General features: G+C 25.4%; 2 protein-coding genes. One reads left to right on the top strand and one right to left on the bottom strand.

Annotation, left to right across the window (positions count from 1 at the left end):
• Positions 1-89: 89 nt before the first annotated feature.
• The gene (locus I4U58_RS13685; RefSeq protein ID WP_195931887.1) at positions 90-851 is read left to right on the top strand and encodes an exodeoxyribonuclease III; all 762 of its coding nucleotides are present in this window, start codon (positions 90-92) and stop codon (positions 849-851) included.
• A 78-nt stretch (positions 852-929) separates the two neighbouring features.
• Here the strand turns inward: I4U58_RS13685 and I4U58_RS13690 are convergent, their stop codons facing one another.
• Positions 930-1,703 (bottom strand): 3'-5' exonuclease, encoded by a 774-nt coding sequence (locus I4U58_RS13690; RefSeq protein ID WP_195931888.1) that lies wholly within the window; start codon positions 1,701-1,703, stop codon positions 930-932.
• Positions 1,704-1,805 lie beyond the last annotated feature (102 nt).

A 1,805-nucleotide genomic window follows, 5' to 3' on the forward strand; every position in this document is an offset into this window, starting at 1 on the left:
TCTAATGAGAAGATTAGATGAAAATGGTGAAATAAAATTAGATGATATAGATATAATAAAGAAGAGAAAATAAACAAAAGGAGAAAATAATGAAATTTATATCATGGAATGTCAACGGAATAAGAGCTTGTGTGACAAAAGGATTTTTAGACTTTTTTAAGGAAATAGATGCAGATATATTTTGCTTACAAGAAACAAAACTTCAAGAAGGGCAAATAAATTTAGAGTTAGATGGATACCATCAGTATTGGAATTACGCTGAGAAAAAAGGGTATTCAGGAACTGCTATATTCACAAAACAAAAACCGCTTTCTGTAAATTATGGAATACAAATAGAAGAGCACGACAAAGAAGGAAGAGTAATAACACTAGAATTCGAAAATTTCTATTTTGTAACAGTATATACTCCAAATTCACAAACTGAATTAAAGAGATTAGACTACAGAATGAAATGGGAAGATGATTTTAGAAACTACCTACTTAACTTAAATTCTAAAAAAGGCGTAGTAGTTTGTGGAGATTTAAATGTAGCACATAAAGAAATAGATTTAAAAAATCCAAAGACAAATAGAAAAAATGCAGGATTTACAGATGAAGAGAGAAATAAATTTACTGAGCTTTTAGATAGTGGATTTATAGATACATATAGATATTTTAATCCAGATAAAGAAGGAATATATTCATGGTGGTCTTATAGATTTAAAGCTAGAGAAAAAAATGCTGGATGGAGAATAGATTACTTCTGTACTTCAAAAGATCTAGAAGAGAATTTAGTCAGTGCATATATACATACAGAGATATTAGGCTCAGACCATTGTCCAATAGAATTAATAGTAAAAGACTTAAAATAGATTTATTATAGAAGTAAAAAGAAGCTGTTTTATTAGTAAATATAGACTAATATAATAGCTTCTTTTTACTTCAAATACTTACGTATTTTTGTTATTTTTTGTATTAAGTAGATATTTATTTTTTCTCCCCATATTATAAGCTGCATTGATTACTTTTTTCTCTTCCTTTGTAAGTTCTCTTTTTAACATATTTTTAAATTCACCAAATAATTTATCATAATCTATCTTTAATTTCTGCTTTTGCTTTTGTTTTTCTTTTTTTGAAAGATTATAAGTATAAGTTTCTGGCTTTATATTTTTATTATTTATTTTTTGAAAAACAAGTGATGTATAATATGCATCATTTAAAGCGTTGTGATACTTTTTGTCTTGTTCTAATTCTAATGTTGAAATAGCATTTTGTAATCCAATACATTTTCCTACAGGATTATTAAAAAAGCTAGAAGCATGTTGTTGAATATTGATATACATTGTTGGAAGATTATCTAAAGGTATATTGTAAAAAAGTATATTTCTATGAAGTTCTTTTAAATCATTTGTTCCCCAAGTACCGAATATAGCATTTTTAGAACCTATAAATTGTAAAAAGTCTTTATATACATCTTTAAAAGAAGGTGCATTTTTTAAATCACTATTTGTTATCCCAGTCATTTTTTTTACAAAAGGATGTATATCCTTATAAATTTCAGACTTGATATAACTTGAAAAAGTATCTAATATATTTAAATTAGAATCTAATTTAATCGCACCAATTTGTATTATTTCAAATGGACATTTAGCATTTGAAACAGTTTTATTATTAACCCTGTCAAAACCCTGGTTAAATTCTAAATCAAAAATTATATAGTTCATAATAATTTCTCTCCTAAAATCTGTATAGTTGTATAATATATTTATGTCGCATATTTCAAAATTTAAAAATCTTGAATAAGTGAATTTATTAGCCTCAAAATT

Source organism: Clostridium sp. 1001270J_160509_D11 (assembly GCF_015667935.1).
Taxonomy (GTDB): Bacteria; Bacillota; Clostridia; order Peptostreptococcales; family Peptostreptococcaceae; genus Intestinibacter.

What these genes read in the sequence shown, in the direction of transcription:
- I4U58_RS13685 (WP_195931887.1), top strand. Translation starts at nt 90, where the DNA reads ATGAAATTTATATCATGGAATGTCAACGGAATAAGAGCTTGTGTGACA.
- I4U58_RS13690 (WP_195931888.1), bottom strand. Translation starts at nt 1,703, where the DNA reads ATGAACTATATAATTTTTGATTTAGAATTTAACCAGGGTTTTGACAGG.